Raw genomic sequence first — 15,407 nt, 5'->3', positions numbered from 1 at the left:
AAGAGCCCCTCATCGAGTTGATGAGGGGCTCTTTGTTATTGCTTAAAATGTCGTAGCGCGATACATTTTTGCAATCTTCTTTACTTGTTTCGTTTCTACCTTTGCCTCATGCTGTTTCAACAATTCAAATAAATCTTTTCGATTTTGTTTGACTGTCTCATAGATCGGACGTTCTTTTCCTAAGTTCGGATTGGCACCAGCCCCTAAAAGTAACTCGATGACTGTCTCATTTTGATCAAGTGTGGCATAAAACAAAGGTGTATGACCGTAAGCATCGATTCGATTTAAATCTTTAGACGTTGCGCGCTTGACGAGTAAAGCATACGCATCACTGGAACGATTCACACTCGTTGCCACATGAAGCACAGATTGTTTCTTCTGATTTAATTGATTTACCTTTGCTCCTTTTTGAAGCCAAGTAGCCACTGTATCCCGAGGAGCAAATCGCGCTGCATAAAACCAATTCATTTGATTTTGAGATGTCTTAGAATCTAATAGCAATTCAGCCTTTTCAAATGCAAGCGTCTCTTGAAAACGACCAATATAACGATTTTTTTCCGATGTAGACATGTCTGAACTCTTTAACGCGGATGCTAATTCCGTAGGCTTTTCTGAACGCAACGCCTGTTCTAGTTCAGTTTTTCGATTCGATTGGATGACGTAACTTGTAACTCCGACTCCAGTCAAAATCACGATCAACAGGATGATAACGATGCGTTTTCGTTTCATATCCAACTTCCCCACTTTTTAATATACATCTCCATCCAAGTCGGTTGATCCTGAATCTGAACCAATTGTCACCTTAAATGTTGTACTCAAAGGTGTTTTCTGATCATTTTTCAAGACTTCCAACACATCTTTATTTTCTTTTAGCACAGTTACTTTAATGCGAGCCACCCCAGGGCGTAACGGTTGTAAAGCTTGACCCGTCGGATCGATTTTGACGTACTCTTTCCCTTGCGTCACTTCCATCCGGTAAAATCGTTCAGTCGTCGTTTCCGGGAACCATCCTAAAAGTGGTCGTTTATTTTCATCCTTCATCGTCATGGTTAAATCATCAGCGGTTATATTGATCGGGTTCTCACGGACTCGAACGAGTGTCTTCGCTACCGTATCTGGGAAATCCGTCAACGTGAGTAACGCTTCGACAGCACCATTTGGAGTACCTGTCTTACCTGTAATCGTATAACCGTTCGCTGTCGGTGTCAGTTCAATCGCATTACTCAGCGTAGATGTCGTAAATGGTAACGGGTAATTCGGCTTGAATGTTGCCGTCACATCTTGTTTTGATCCGACCCAAAGTTCGAGATTGCTTGGAGCAACCGATAATTCCGGTAGCTTCACTTGAATCGTATACGTCGTAGATTGCGCAAGATATGTTGAACTTCCGACTTCTGCTGGAACGACAGCTTTAACTGTGATCGTTCCCGGTGTTTTTCCGGTCAAATCTAATGTGTTTTTCGATAAACCGGTCGTTTTGACGTGTGAATCATTCGTGATGATCCACTGAATAGGTGTCTCGTTTCCTGAAATCATCGAGGCGATGCCTGTCATGGATTTGGTTTCACCGACATACAGTGTATCCGGTACGTTTCTTACGATCAGTCCACCAAATACATCATTGATGACAAGATTAGATGTCGCCGTCAGTTCTTTTCCGTTACCTACAGGAACGACTAGTTTGATTTGTGTCGTCCCGACTTTTTTCGGTTTAATGACCCCTGCTTCATCGATTGAAGCGATCGTCGGATCAACAATCGACCATTTTAATGTTCCATACTGACTACCTGTTGGATTGATTTCTGGCAAGACCTTATACGACGGTGTCGTGATATCCATCTTGACGGATGGAATCTTCGCACTTGTCGCAAATGCCGGTGTCAATGCGTAGCCCAGTGTCGGAAATGCTTGTGGATCATTATTTACTGTCGTTAGTTTATCTGAACGATTTGTTTCATTTTTATAGACATTTTTAGTTGATGTTAGCACATTATCTTTTTTATCGAGCGTGTAAATTCCCGCAGATTCTTTAGCTTTTACTTTTACTTTAAATGTTATTTCTGATTGTTTAGCTACCCACTGCCCTTGGTAAATGCCTTCAAGTGCTTCCTCGTATTCAATGTTTGGTGCGTAGCCTTTTATAGACTGTCCAGAAATAATAGCATCCTTTAACCCACTAGTTGAAACCACTTCTAAATTACTCGGTAATTTTTCATTGAACAGTATATTTTCCATCGTCACAGAAAATTTCCCTTTGATATAGCCATTCTCCCCAATAGCTTCTTGTTGCTTCATAGGTGTTGTTTTAATGGTATATGAAATTTCAGCCGTCTCACCATTAGGAATAGTAGCCGGATCAATAGAACGAGATAATACGAAAGGAGCAGAAACAGCAGGTCGAACAACTTGAACGGTCCGTGTCTCGATTGCCTTAGCTCCCCGCTGATCCTCTGCTTCGATTCGAATCGTAACACTTGTTTTACCTTTTAATTTTGATTCGAAGGATTGACTGACGAACGAGTTATTCTTCAACTTATTGTTTTCAAAGACTTTCTCATTATCAAGATAGATCCGTGTCTTTAGCTCACGATCTTGCAGATCGTAATCATTGACTTGATACGAGATCGTCAACGGTTCATTCTCGAGGTAACTTGATTTATCCGTTGGTAAGATGTTCTTGATGAGCGGCTTATGGTTTGCACCAATGAATGCGCGATACATCGTGTTCGAGAACAATTCTTTTTCTTGTTGTTGATTAAAGCTCGAAGTATGTCCTGCTCCGGAATACGTAACATTTCCTTTGGTATACATATAATAGTGGTTGCGCGCATCACCAATTGTTCTTCCGGCAGCCTGATTCGAACTACTGAGGTTGTTTTCACGGATGTTATACCATGGAATCAAGTCCGGTTGTTCAAGATCTAGACCAAAGTATTGATTGTGTGTCGTTGCGATAGCAACCGTATCAGCTAAGGCAAATGGATAGGAAGTCATGACCCCGGCATTTTGTTTGACTGCTTGACCAGATGTGCGAGGTGCTGAATATCCCATATTCGTAAAGTTCTTTTGACCAGCGAGATCGGCAAATTTCGTTTCCCAGAACAGCTCTGGTTTACTAGATTGAGCTGGTCTGAAGATCGTGTCGTGCGTCAACATCAATCCTTGACCCGTATTCGTAAAGTCAAGGATGGCATTCGATGCAGGATCACTGAGTGCAGCAGCACCATAAGAATCTTGAAAACCAAAAATCAGCATGTCGTATGCTGTATTGAGATTTTTCGTCGTGTATGTTTTGTTAAACGTGTCCGCAGAAATGACTTCTACATTGAAATCATATAACCCATCTTGTTTTAGTAAAGTTCCTGAGTTCATAAAACCGTTGATTGAACCGTTCGTTCCGGAACGCGTGACTTGTAGAATCTTCGCTTCTGCCACTTGGTCTTTCATCAAGAAGCTTCCTGTCTTATAATCTGTGAGTCCGTCTTCACTTACGATTTTAATCATCCAGTTCCGTGGTCCTGTATAACTCGGTGCATCAAATTGATAGGACAAGGAGCCAGAAACCGTCGCTGGTTTTTCATCGACCTTTTCAGATTCCTCAAACTGGTCATTACTATTGAAATCAATATACAACTGGACATGTGTATTAGCCGTAGTTTGATCAAGCGTAAAATTAAAATCAATTGGTTTATCTGGTGAAGCCGGTGCTGCTTTATCCACCGATGTTAACGATTGACCAGCCTGCGAAACCGCTACTTTGCTTAAACGAGGTCGTTCAATTTTTTCGGATTGTAATCGGGAGACGACCTGTTTTGAATCCGTATAGGCAATCGCAGCACCAGACGTCATGCTTGGCTTAAAAATCGAAGTGAAATTACTCGTTGCATGTGTTAACACATCAGAGTGTAAAAATACTGGTAAACCTTTTTGAATATAGTTCTTCAGAATCTCATTTGCTTTTAATTTCGTAATATCGTTTTCAATTCTACTCGTATTATGTTGTTTAGAAGTATCAGACACTTTTACAGAATAACGATCTGCTTCCGTAAAAACAGACGGATCAAAAACGATCGCATCAAATGCGCCATCAAGTGGGAAGCGAGACGCATTTAGTTCTTTGACCGTCATCATCTTGATTTCGTATTGACTGGTATTCAGCTCTTTTAACAATGACAACGACGTGATTGTCGTTCCCGGATCTATCCGGTTCGTCGTCGACCAATCATCGCGAATCTCCAAAATTTTAAATTTTTCACCTGTCGCCGCTTTGGAATGCGGTTCATGTATATACGTAAAGCTTGAAAAAATCAGTAAGCTTGCTACTAATAAACGGACCCACTGTCTCATCGCTCATCGTCTCCTCATTATGTCTTTGAAATCCGGGACTATACTTCCCCAATTTCATTATAACGAGCGAAATCGCATTTTCCCTATTTTGTAAAAGAGTTTGTATACATTTGCCGCACTTCACTGATGAAATAGAGTGATCCTGTCACAACATATGTTCGATCTGCGCTTAAGTGACCAAAGAATGCTTCGACCGTCGTCACGTTCGCACCCTCTTGCTGCAACTCATCGAGTGTCCGTGCTCGTGGGAAATCAAATGTCGTCTCGTAAATATCTGGCGTAATGCTACGTAACTGCGTTAGCATCGCCGTCCGGTCTTTGTCACGTAAAATCGAACAGAGCAGTGTCACGGGCTTCGATTCCTCTTTTAAGCGTTCAACAAGTGCCGTGATGCCTTCCGGGTTATGGGCACCATCGAGAATGATCCGTGGTTTGCGTGAGATGATCTCAAACCGTCCCGGATGTTTTGCTTCCCGGAGCCCTTTTCGGATCGCCGCTTTCGACCACCCGAGTCGCCGCGCACAGATAACAGCATTCGCCGCATTATGGACTTGATGGTGACCTTCTAGACCAAGACGTGTCTCCGGAATCCCATCATATGTCGCCCAGGTACCTGTCTCTTTCAGACGGTAACGGATGATCGCTTCCTGACTCCATTTCAACGTCGCATTTCGATCACCGCAATACGCCATTAATGGTACCGTCAGCTCTTCCTGCAGTTTTCCGGCGATGACCGGTGTCCCTTGTTTAATGATGCCGAACTTCTGTAAGGCGATCTCTTGGAGCGTATCTCCGAGAATCGCTTGATGATCGTGTCCGATCGACGTGATGATCGCTGCGACCGGCTTCTTGAAGACATTCGTCGAATCATACAATCCACCGAGTCCGACTTCATAAATGACGAAATCGGGACGAATCTGATTAAAATAATAGAAAGCAAGTCCCGTCAATGCCTCGAACTCAGTGACCGTACCGAGTGCCGGATCGATATGCTGGATGGCAGCTTGAACAGCGATCGCAGAAGCGACGAGATCATCTTCTGCGATTGGTACCCCGTTCAACATGATCCGTTCCTCGAACTGAATGATATACGGCGATGTGAACGTCCCGATGCGTAATCCTTCCGCAATTCCCATCTCACGTAAGAACGCAACCGTCGATCCTTTCCCGTTCGTGCCAGCGACATGAATCGTCGGAATCGCGTCCGGGTCAATCTGTAATTCCAGTAACATCGCCTGCATCCGTTCAAGACCTGGTTTGACGCCAAATGCTAGTAAGCTCGATAACCAATCCAATACATCTTCTCGCGTCCTCATGTTGTTCGCTCCTTTAAAAAAAGTGGCTCAAGGAAACTTGAGCCACTGCTGTAATTAGTGTGAGAGTTCGTTGATGCGTGCTTCGACAGCTTGACGTTTTTCCGTATAATCAAGTGCCTTCGCTTTTTCTTCATCAATGACGTGTGCCGGTGCTTTGCCGACGAAGCCAGGGTTGTTTAGTTTTTTCTCGACCCGTTCGACTTCTTTCGTATACTTGACGAGTTCTTTATTCAAGCGCGCGATTTCTTCCTCGATGTTGATCAAGTCAGCGAGTGGGATGAATAATTCTGCTCCCGTCACAATCGCACTCATTGCTTTTTCTGGCGCTGGCATCTGCTCTTCAATCCGGAGTTCAGACGCGTTCGTGAACTTCTGCAAGTACGAGCTGTTTGACGACAAGTCGTCTTGAACACGTGCGTCATTCGTCGAGATGAACAGTTGGATCTGTTTCGACATCGGTGCGTTGACTTCCGCACGGATGTTACGAACCGAACGGATGACGTTCTGAACCGCTTCGAATGCTGGAACAGCTTCCGGGAAGTCGAGTGACGCTTCGCGTGTTGGCCATGCAGCACGTGTGATCGTCTCGCCTTCATGCGGTAAGTGTTGCCAGATCTCTTCCGTGATGAACGGCATGAACGGGTGCATCAGACGCATGATTCGGTCGAGCGTGTACGCAAGAACTGAACGCGTCGTCTGTTTCGCTGCTTCATCTTCCCCGTTGAGCGGTAACTTCGCCATCTCGATGTACCAGTTACAGAAGTCTTCCCAGATGAAGTGATAGAGAATACGTCCCGCTTCACCAAACTCGTATTTATCCGATAGACGTGTTACGTCGTCAATTGTCGTCTGTAAGCGTGTCAGGATCCACTTATCTGCGAGTGATTTCTCGCCTGTCAAATCGATCTGATCAAACGTTAGACCATCCATGTTCATCAAGGCAAAACGGCTTGCGTTCCACAGTTTGTTCGAGAAGTTCCATGTTGCTTCGATTTTTTCCCAGTAGAAGCGGAGGTCGTTCCCTGGCGTTGAACCTGTCGTTAAGAACCAACGGAGCGAGTCAGCACCATACTTCTCGATGACATCCATCGGGTCAATTCCGTTCCCGAGAGATTTCGACATCTTGCGTCCTTCCGAATCACGAATCAATCCGTGGATCAAGACGTCTTGGAATGGACGTTGTCCTGTGAATTCGTACGATTGGAAGATCATCCGTGATACCCAGAAAGCGATGATGTCATAACCCGTAACGAGTGTCGATGTCGGGAAGTATTTTTGATAATCAGCAGCGTCCGTGTTCGGCCATCCCATCGTCGAGAACGGCCAGAGCGCTGAAGAGAACCACGTATCAAGGACATCGTTGTCTTGCTCCCAGTTCTCGATATCGGCTGGTGCTTCCTTGCCAACGTAGACTTCACCTGTTTCTTTATGGTACCAAGCCGGAATCCGATGTCCCCACCAGAGTTGACGGCTGACACACCAGTCACGGATGTTTTCCATCCAGCGTACGTACGTGTTTTCAAAGCGTTGTGGAACAAAGTTAACCTTGTCTGGTCCTTGTTGCTCCTCGAGTGCTTTTTGCGCGAGTGGCTCCATTTTGACGAACCATTGGAGTGAGAGATAAGGCTCGACAATCGCGTCTGAACGTTCTGAGTGACCGACAGAGTGCAAGTGTGGTTCGATTTTGATTAAAACACCTTCAGCTTTTAAATCTTCAACGATTTGTTTACGGCATTCGAAACGATCCATGCCTTCATATTTCCCTGCGTTCTCGTTCATCGTTCCATCTTCATTCATGACGAGGACACGTGGTAGCTCGTGACGGTTACCGACTTCAAAGTCGTTCGGGTCGTGGGCTGGTGTGATCTTAACGACACCTGTACCGAACTCCATGTCGACGTAGTCATCAGCAACGATCGGAATCTCGCGACCAACGATTGGTAACGTGATCGTTTTTCCGACAAGGTGAGCGTAACGCTCATCCTTCGGGTTCACGGCAATCGCTGTATCACCGAGCATCGTCTCAGGACGTGTCGTCGCGAGTTCCACGTGACCTGAACCGTCCGTCAGTGGGTAGCTGAAGTGATAGAACGCACCTTCGATATCCTTATAGATGACTTCGATATCTGAGATCGCTGTTTTTGTCGCTGGGTCCCAGTTAACGATATATTCGCCGCGATAGATCAAGCCTTTTTCGTAAAGTTTCACGAAGACTTCTTGAACCGCTTCTGATAATCCTTCGTCAAGTGTGAAACGCTCCCGTGAATAGTCGAGTCCGAGTCCGAGTTTTGCCCATTGTGCACGGATCGTTGACGCGTACTCTTCTTTCCATGCCCAAGATTGTTCAAGGAATTTCTCGCGACCCATTTCAAGACGTGATTGTCCTTCTGCCCGCAGTTTTTGTTCGACTTTTGCTTGCGTCGCGATACCGGCATGGTCCATTCCTGGTAGGTAAAGAACGTCAAACCCTTGCATCCGTTTCATCCGTGTCAGCATGTCTTGTAACGTCGTGTCCCACGCGTGACCAAGGTGCAATTTACCTGTGACGTTCGGTGGTGGAATGACGATCGTGTACGGCTCTTTCTCTGGATCCTGATCGGCTTTGAAATAGTCACCTTTCACCCAAAAGTCGTACCATTTTTCTTCTGTTGCCTGCGGATCATACTTCGTTGGCATTGATAATTCCTGCATCTTGATCGCTCCCTTTTTGTCCATAATAAAAAACGGCTTCTCTCGTCCTATGCTAAGGACGAAAGAAAGCCGTTGCTTTTTTCCGCGGTACCACCTTAGTTCATCCACAATCGGATGCCCTCGAGCCACGTAACGTGTGGAGGACGGATATCGCTCGTAAGACTCACGATACCAGCTCGTGGGGTGACCTTCCTCCTGTTCGCCCGTCACATCTTTCAGCCAAGGATGTGTTCTCTACACCGGTACGAATACAGGACTACTCTTCCCGTCATCGCTGTTGCCATTTTCTTCTTTATTCATTTTAGCCGAGAGTTCAAGTAATCGTCAAGAACTGCTTAACGACCAAATTCAACTTGGAGTTCCTTGAATGTCAATTCAACGGCTTCGATCGTCCGCTCGATGTCTTCGTCCGTATGGGCAATCGACAAGAAGAGACCTTCGAATTGTGACGGTGGTAAGAAGACACCACGCGCCGCCATCTTTTGATAATACGAACGGAACATCTCAAGGTTCGATGTTTTCGCTTTTTCGAAGTTCGTGACACGTTCATCCGTGAAGAAGACACCGAACATCGCGCCTGCACGGTTCGTCGTCAACGGAATGTTGTACTTCGCCGCAGCGTTCAGGTAGCCTTCCGACAGACAGCTCGCTTTCCGGTCGAACTCTTCATAGTGTTCCGGTTTCAATTGTGTCAATGTCGCTAAACCCGCTGCCATCGCGAGTGGGTTCCCGGATAACGTACCTGCTTGATAGATTGGACCTTGTGGTGCGATCTGTTCCATGATGTCACGACGTCCACCGTAAGCACCGACTGGCATTCCGCCGCCGATGACTTTACCGAGACACGTGATATCCGGTGTGACACCGAAATGTCCTTGGGCACAGTGGAATCCGACACGGAAACCGGTCATAACTTCGTCAAAGATCAGTAAAGCGCCGTTTTCTGACGTGATGTCCCGTAAGCCTTCGAGGAATCCCGGTTCTGGTGGCACGAAGCCCATGTTCCCAGCAGCCGGTTCGACGATGACACCGGCGATATCGTCGCCGTGTTTTTCGAACGCGATTCGAACAGCGTCCAAATCATTGTACGGAACTGTCAGTGTCATGCTTGCGATTTGCGCTGGAACGCCTGGTGAATCTGGTAGTCCGAGTGTCGCGACACCTGAACCTGCTTTGATCAAGAGCGAGTCGCCATGACCGTGGTAACAGCCTTCGAACTTGAGAATTTTTGTCCGACCTGTATAGCCACGTGCGAGACGAAGCGCTGCCATCGTTGCTTCTGTTCCTGAGTTGACCATCCGGACGACTTCGACCGACGGCACCCGACTGATGACGACTTCCGCCATCGCTGATTCGATTTCCGTTGGTGTTCCGTAGCTCCAGCCACGTGTCGCTTGTTCTTGGATCGCTGACGTGACGATTGGATCAGCATGTCCGAGAATCATTGGTCCCCATGACAAGACGTAATCGATATACTCTTTGCCATCGATATCATAGAGCTTTGAACCTTTTGCGTGATCTGCGAAAATCGGTGTCATCCCGACCGATTTATAGGCACGGACCGGGCTGTTGACACCACCCGGCATGAGCGGGAGTGCCCGCTCGAATGCTTCTTTTGATTTTGAGTTTTGGTTAATTAAGCTCATTTCGACCCCTCCAGGTAACGACAAATGTCTTTTGCGAAATAGGTGATGATTAAATCAGCGCCTGCTCGTTTAAAGCCAAGCATCGTCTCAAGGACGATTCGTTCTTCGTCGATCCAGCCGTTCAAGGCAGCGGCTTTGACCATCGCATACTCACCCGATACGTTATAGGCGACGATCGGCAGGTCAATTCGTTCGCGCACATCACGAATGATATCCATGAAAGCGAGAGCTGGTTTAACGATCATGAAGTCAGCTCCTTGATCGACGTCCGCTGTTGCTTCGCGGAACGCTTCGCGACGGTTTGCTGGATCCATTTGATAACCTTTTCGGTCGCCTTCTCCCGGTGCCGAGTTCGCTGCATCACGGAATGGACCGTAATAAGCAGACGCATATTTAACACCATAGCTCATGATCGGAATATGACTGAAGCCGTTCTCGTCTAATCCTTGACGAATCGCTGCAACGAATCCGTCCATCATCGATGATGGAGCGATGACGTCGGCACCCGCCCGGGCTTGTGATATCGCTGTTTTGACGTGAAGCGGTAATGACGCATCATTATCGACCGTACCATCGGCGACAATCCCACAGTGACCTGTCGATGTATATTCACATAAGCATGTGTCGGCGATGACCGTTAGCTGCGGGGCAACCTTCTTGACGAGACGTGTCGCTTCTTGAACGATCCCGTGATCGTGAAACGCACCTGATCCTTGCTCGTCTTTCAAGTGGTCGTGTGGAACACCGAATAAGATGACAGATTCGATTCCGAGTGCGACGACTTCTTCAATCTCAGCCGTCAGATGATCAAGTGATAAGTTGAAGACGCCAGGCATCGAACTGACTTCGCGTTTAATGTCTTCACCTTCAGCGACGAAGATTGGATAGATCAAATCTGATTTATGCAACTGGTTCTCGCGAACGAGTGACCGGAGTGATGCGGTATGGCGTAAACGACGGTGACGTGCGTATTCTAATGTGTTCATGCTGATTCCTCCTCAATGATACGATCAATCATGCCGTCTACCGTGAATTCACGGGCGACATGGATCGGTTGAAGTCCGGCTGCTTTTGCTGCTTGCTCCGTAATCGTCCCAATGACGATGAACGTCGCCTGCGGAGATAGAGGAGCAATCGCTTCGACAGCGGAAGGACTCTGCAGTCCAATATAGGCGGCAGTTCTGACAAGTGCTTCAGGTAGCCGACGGGTGACGGTTTCATACGTGATGATATCTTCGATCGTATATCGTTTCAGGTTTCGTAACTGATCGACCGGCGCTTGCCGCGATCGGTTCCCTCGCGCAAAGACGATATGATCGCCATCAGACAAGTATGGTCCGAGTTCCTCAACGAGTGCGTCTCCTGTAAAGGTCGACGGACAGAAGTCGGCTCTTCGACCGTACTTCGCAAGTGCGTCTGCCGTCTTTCGTCCGACGACCGCGATTCGCGTTTCTACTAATTCAGGCAACACATCAGCAATCCGGTGGACACCATTCGGACTCGTCACGATGAGCCAATCTATTCCCCTTGGCAATGTAAACGAAACGGGTCGCGTTTCAATGACTGGATAGTGCACTGACTCGATCGCGACGGCGTGCAGTCGCGCGATCTGCTCGTTCGTCGGTGGTCGGCTGCCCGTGAAAAGTACCTGCTTACAAATCATCCGGAAGTGTCGCGAGAATCTCGCGACCGCCCGAAGCAAGTAGACGTTCGGCAACATCTTGACCGAGTTGCATCGGATCAAGACCTGATTCGCGCTCGAGTAGAATTTGCTCTCCATCGACGGATCCAATGAATCCGACGAGTGTCGTTGACAGATCTTCGTTGATCGTTGCGAATCCACCGACCGGAACGTGACAGCTACCTTCAATCGCAGCTAAGAAAGCGCGCTCGGCGTAAGCTACTTTTTCCGTCATCTGATCATGGATCAGGTGTAGAAGGTCACGTACTTCTTGGTCATGTTCGCGACATTCGATACCGAGGATTCCTTGACCGACGGCTGGAATCATGTCTTCTGTCGAGAGATATTCCGAGACGACGTCTTCAGACCACCCCATCCGTTGTAGACCAGCTGCTGCGAGCAAAATTCCGTCAAACGGACCATTCTTTAATTTATCGAGTCGTGTGTCGATATTTCCACGAATCGATTCAATCTTTAAATCAGGACGGAGTTTTAGCAATTGCGAGCCACGACGTAAGCTGCTCGTGCCGACAACCGCACCTTCTGGCAAGGAAGCGAGACCTTCGCCTGTTTTCGTGATCAAGGCATCACGCGCATCAACACGCGCCGGCGTTGCACCGATTATGAGACCGTCCGGTAATTCAGAAGGTAGATCCTTCATGCTGTGAACGGCAAAATCGATTTCTTCGTCAATCATCTGTTGCTCGATCTCTTTTACGAATAATCCTTTACCGCCGACTTTCGAGAGCGTCACATCCAAAATGCGGTCCCCTTTTGTGATGATGTTCTTGATTTCGAACTCATACGGCGCGCCGGCTTGTTTCAACTGGTCAATGACCCATTTCGTCTGTGTCATCGCTAGCTTCGAGCTTCGCGATCCAACAATGATTTTTCGCATGCTAAAATCCCCCTGTACAATGATAAAGGGGCGGCACAAGTCCGCCCCATGCATTTTCTATTGTAACACAAATCGTGCTTTGTTCACCGGTTCACAGCTTTTGCTGAAGGTGTCGTCTCTTCTGACGTCACGACTTCCTCTTCGAGCCCTTCGAACAAGTCTTCGTTTAATGCAAACGTATCCATAAACTGCGCAATCCGCTCATCGGCATCTGGTTTTGCTGCCGCATCTTTAATATAAGACAACGGTTCACGCAACAACTGATTGATGATTGATTTCATGTGTTTACCAATGACGGTTTTTTCACGTTTCGACATCTCCGGTAATTTCCGTTCCAAGCTTTGCATCGTTTCTTGTTGAATCCGTAAGGCTTGGTCTCGTAATTCCGTGATGATCGGTACGACACCAAGAGTCGTCATCCAACCCTCGAACTCAGCGATTGCCGCTTCGATTCGTTGTTCGATCTTCGCCGCTTCCTTCATCCGTTCCGCCATGTTTTGTTGGACGATCGATGTCAAATCATCGACATCGTACAAATGAACACCGGGCAAGTCACCAACGGTCGGTTCGATGTCGCGTGGCACAGCAATATCAATCAAGAGGAATGGACGATCGTGGCGGAACAACTGTGCTGCCGCGATGTCTTCCCGTTTGATGATGGCCCGTTTGGCGCCCGTTGAAGAGATGACGATGTCTGCCCGAAGCAAACCGCACTGCATCTCGTTGATGGAATGCGCTGATCCTTCGAACCGATTCGCGACCTCTTCCGCTTTAGCTAACGTCCGGTTAAAGACCGTGATGTCACGCGCTCCTGCTTCATACAAATTGAGCGTCGTCAATTCGCCAGTTTCTCCCGCACCGATGACGACGATTGATTTATCTTCAAGCGATCCGAGTAACTGTTCGGCAAGCGTGACGGCAGCAGCACTGACAGAAACGGCATTTTCACCGATTCCAGTTTCTGCGTGAGCCCGTTTGGCGAGCGTGACCGCTTCTTTGAAGAGTTTATTAAAGACCGTTCCTGTCGTTTCAAGCTTCTGCGCCATGAAGAAGCTCGTCTTCACTTGACCAAGGATCTGCGTTTCGCCGACGATCATAGAATCAAGTCCACTTGTCACGCGGAACAGATGTTTCATCGCATCAAATCCTTCATGGATGAAAAGATACGGCTCCAGTTCCTCCATCGTCAAACCGAACCAGTTTGCAAGGAAGCGTTTTGTATAATACCGTCCTGTATGTGGCTGATCCGTCACGACGTACAGTTCCGTCCGGTTACATGTCGAGACGATGACACTTTCAAAAATACTTTTTTCATCGCGCAATGCGACGACCGCTCCCTTCATCTCATGCTCCCCAAATGAGACTTGTTCGCGTATTGATACAGGCGCTGTTTTGTTATTCAAGCCGACCACTACGATATGCATGCGCTCTACCCCTTACGTCCAAAGATTTCGTTCCGATCTATCTTTTCGTTCTCTATCCTACATTATAACCATTATAAAAAAGATTCCAATCAATTTATAAACTAAAATGAGTCGAAGTTGTGAAATCTTCTTCATTTTTTCTCTTCTTCTACCTTATCCCTCTCTCATGAAAATCACAAACCCTCTGCTTCTAAAAAGAGCAGAGGGTTACACTTACTTCAAGGATTCAGGTGATACCGTCACGTCCGGTACGTCGAGGCGTTGCTGACGTAAACGATAGATCCGAGCGATGTTCTGAATGACGACCTTTGAGACCGCATAGGTCGGCACCGCTAAGATGACACCGATGATGCCACCGATTTTTCCAGCAACGAGCAAGACGATGATGATCGTCAGTGGATGAACCTTGAGTGTTTTCCCTTGGACGTAGGGAGAAATCAAGTTCGATTCGATTTGCTGCGCGACGACGATCGTAATGATCGCATAGACGGCTTTGATCGGATCATCGATGAATCCGACGATGACCGCCGGAACAGCACCGATGTATGGTCCAAGATACGGAATGATGTTCGTGACCGTACAGAATAAGGCAAGTAATAACGCATATTGAATGTCAGCGATGAAGAAACCGATCAACGACATCACACCGACGCAGATTGAGACGATGACCTGTCCGTTGACGTAATGCTTCACTGTCACATGCATATCGTGCAAAATTTTACGCGTTTCCGTTTCGTAGCTACGCGGTAATAATTTCACGACGGAATCAGGGAATTTATAGCCGTCAAGCAACATGTACACTAAGATGAACGGTACTAAGACGATGATTAAGACCGTCGAAGATATGACACCGAAAATCGTTCCAACGGACGTCGAGACGGACTTGAATACCGTACCCACATACGATGTCGCCTCATTCGTCCATTTATCAAATAAATCTGTATTCTCATGTACCCAAGTCGAGATGAAACGATTGTCCATCAATTGATCGCGTAAATTTAGTGTCTGATCACGTAATTCGATGACGAGCGTCGGAATGCTCGTCGCAAAATCCGTCACCTGTTCGACTAAGATCGGTCCGATTGAAGCGACGGCGATCGTCAGAATCGTGATGAAACCAAGCAAGACGATCAACACTGCAAGACCACGTTTCTTGACGCGTTTTTGCAATGCATCTACGATACCGAGCGTGAAATAATAGAAAATCCCCGCAATGATCAGCGGTGGGAAGATCAATGCCAGCATGACTTTAATCGGCTGGAATAAAAATGAGATCTTTGTACCGACCCAGATAACGAGAAAAATCACTAATACCCAGATTAATGCCTTAAACCATTTATTTCGAAGCAAATCCAAACCATTCACACTCCCATTTATTACATAGTCATTATAGCTATTCTTACA

Annotated in this window: 10 protein-coding genes and 1 other annotated feature; all 10 genes read right to left on the bottom strand. The window is 47.0% G+C overall.

Translation table 11 applies throughout. From position 1 onward, the window contains the following. Positions 1-42: 42 nt before the first annotated feature. The 10 genes from ACHWTJ_RS05040 to ACHWTJ_RS04995 all read right to left on the bottom strand — a co-directional run bounded on the left by ACHWTJ_RS05040 (position 43) and on the right by ACHWTJ_RS04995 (position 15,359). Complete coding sequence (locus tag ACHWTJ_RS05040; protein WP_394679217.1) at positions 43-729, bottom strand: ankyrin repeat domain-containing protein; 687 nt, start codon at positions 727-729, stop codon at positions 43-45. Positions 730-747: 18 nt separating this feature from the next. Continuing rightward, positions 748-4,347, bottom strand: a complete 3,600-nt coding sequence (locus ACHWTJ_RS05035) for a DUF5057 domain-containing protein (protein ID WP_294745382.1) — start codon at positions 4,345-4,347, stop codon at positions 748-750. Between the two features lie 83 nt (positions 4,348-4,430). Next, a complete protein-coding gene (locus ACHWTJ_RS05030; protein WP_294750884.1) occupies positions 4,431-5,663 on the bottom strand; it encodes a folylpolyglutamate synthase/dihydrofolate synthase family protein in 1,233 nt (410 codons plus the stop codon). A 54-nt stretch (positions 5,664-5,717) separates the two neighbouring features. Next, positions 5,718-8,354: a valine--tRNA ligase gene (locus ACHWTJ_RS05025; RefSeq protein WP_035396608.1), complete on the bottom strand. Its 2,637-nt coding sequence runs from the start codon at positions 8,352-8,354 to the stop codon at positions 5,718-5,720. A 51-nt stretch (positions 8,355-8,405) separates the two neighbouring features. Next, positions 8,406-8,635, bottom strand: a binding site (T-box leader). A gap of 54 nt (positions 8,636-8,689) precedes the next feature. Continuing rightward, positions 8,690-10,000: a glutamate-1-semialdehyde 2,1-aminomutase gene (gene hemL, locus ACHWTJ_RS05020; RefSeq protein WP_394679216.1), complete on the bottom strand. Its 1,311-nt coding sequence runs from the start codon at positions 9,998-10,000 to the stop codon at positions 8,690-8,692. Next, positions 9,997-10,986, bottom strand: a complete 990-nt coding sequence (hemB, locus tag ACHWTJ_RS05015) for a porphobilinogen synthase (RefSeq protein ID WP_294740493.1) — start codon at positions 10,984-10,986, stop codon at positions 9,997-9,999. Before hemB ends, hemL begins: the two co-directional genes overlap by 4 nt. Further along, positions 10,983-11,663 (bottom strand): uroporphyrinogen-III synthase, encoded by a 681-nt coding sequence (locus ACHWTJ_RS05010; RefSeq protein ID WP_294740491.1) that lies wholly within the window; start codon positions 11,661-11,663, stop codon positions 10,983-10,985. Before ACHWTJ_RS05010 ends, hemB begins: the two co-directional genes overlap by 4 nt. Continuing rightward, positions 11,653-12,579, bottom strand: a complete 927-nt coding sequence (gene hemC, locus ACHWTJ_RS05005) for a hydroxymethylbilane synthase (protein ID WP_050677616.1) — start codon at positions 12,577-12,579, stop codon at positions 11,653-11,655. The genes ACHWTJ_RS05010 and hemC overlap by 11 nt, the downstream gene beginning before the upstream one ends. An 83-nt stretch (positions 12,580-12,662) precedes the next feature. Next, positions 12,663-14,003: a glutamyl-tRNA reductase gene (gene hemA, locus ACHWTJ_RS05000; RefSeq protein ID WP_394679215.1), complete on the bottom strand. Its 1,341-nt coding sequence runs from the start codon at positions 14,001-14,003 to the stop codon at positions 12,663-12,665. Between the two features lie 213 nt (positions 14,004-14,216). Further along, entirely contained in the window at positions 14,217-15,359 is a 1,143-nt protein-coding gene (locus tag ACHWTJ_RS04995) for an AI-2E family transporter (protein WP_052018986.1), read from the bottom strand. Between the last annotated feature and the right edge of the window lie 48 nt (positions 15,360-15,407).

The organism is uncultured Exiguobacterium sp. (assembly GCF_964277885.1).
Taxonomy (GTDB): domain Bacteria; phylum Bacillota; class Bacilli; order Exiguobacteriales; family Exiguobacteriaceae; genus Exiguobacterium_A.
Note: the sequence above shows the minus strand (reverse complement) of the source record. Positions and strands in the feature narration are given on the sequence as shown.